At 74.7% G+C, this 396-nt stretch carries 1 pseudogene; it reads left to right on the top strand.

Annotated elements, in window-relative coordinates:
• Window positions 1–396: pseudogene (locus tag JGS39_RS40310) on the top strand (hypothetical protein); the annotation flags it as partial.

The raw sequence follows: 396 nt of genomic DNA, 5'->3' as shown, positions 1-396 counted from the left end.
GGACTCGGCCCGGCTGCTGGCCACGACCCGGCTGCGCGGGGAGTCCCTGGACGGCGATGTGGCGCTGCGGGTGCGGGACGCACTGCGGTCGGAGGACTGGCCGGTGGGGCCGGAGCACTTCGTCGCCGATCCGCTGCTGCGGTCGCTGCTGCTGCACCGGCTGCGCTTCCAGGACGACGACCCGCCGTACTACGCCGTGTGGCGCGCGGTGCACGAGACGCTGCGTTCGGCGTACGCCGCCGGGGGCAGCTGCCCGAGCGAACCGCACCGGCTGCACCAGGAGCTGGTGCTGGGCGCGGCGGAGGACTGCGTGACGCATCTGCGGGTGCAGTTCGCCCGGCCCGACGTGCTGAGCTGGCTCGACGCGCTGCGCTTCATCGCCTCGGCCCCCTACCC

Origin of the sequence: Streptomyces poriferorum (assembly GCF_019399235.1) — a bacterium.
Taxonomy (GTDB): domain Bacteria; phylum Actinomycetota; class Actinomycetes; order Streptomycetales; family Streptomycetaceae; genus Streptomyces; species Streptomyces poriferorum.
This window is presented reverse-complemented; position numbering and strand designations above follow the sequence as displayed.